Annotated in this window: 1 protein-coding gene; it reads right to left on the bottom strand. The window is 77.7% G+C overall.

The features are described 5' to 3' along the window. Positions 1–557 (bottom strand): AfsR/SARP family transcriptional regulator (locus ACYVI6_RS18845; RefSeq protein ID WP_460447805.1); only part of this gene is annotated, 557 nt, incomplete at both ends.

Raw genomic sequence — 557 nt, 5'->3', positions numbered from 1 at the left:
GCCTGGCTGCGGCGCCCGGCCGCTGCCAGCGCGGTGACCAGGAGCTCGCCGGCCCGTTCCTGCAGCGGGTCGGCGTGCACGACGTCCTCGACGGCGGCCGCGGCGTCCTGCGGGCGCTGCAGCGCCAGCAGCAGACCCGCGTTCTGCTCCGACAGCGCGACGCGCAGGTTGTGCAGCTCGCTCCGCAGCATCTCGGCGCCCGGCCCGGGCACCCCGAGCAGGGTCTCCCCGCGCCAGCTGGCCAGCACCGTCGTCAGCACCTGCGCCGCCCGCTCGGGCTCGCCGTCGGCGACCAGGCGGGAGGCCTCCGCCGCCGCGGCGCGCGCTGCCGCGACGTCGCTGCCGCCGTCCAGCTGCAGCTGGTACCCGCCGCCCGACGTCCGGACCAGCGCCTCCTGGCCGAGCAGCCGCCGCAGACCCCACACGTACGTGTTCAGCGACGCCTCGGGTCGGTCCGGTGGTTCCTCGCCCCACACCGCGTCGACCAGCTGCGAGGTCGACCAGACACGGCCCGGTTCGGCGGCCAGGCAGGCCAGCACCGCCTGCCGCAGCGGGGG

This window comes from Angustibacter aerolatus, assembly GCF_054776675.1.
Note: the sequence above shows the minus strand (reverse complement) of the source record. Positions and strands in the feature narration are given on the sequence as shown.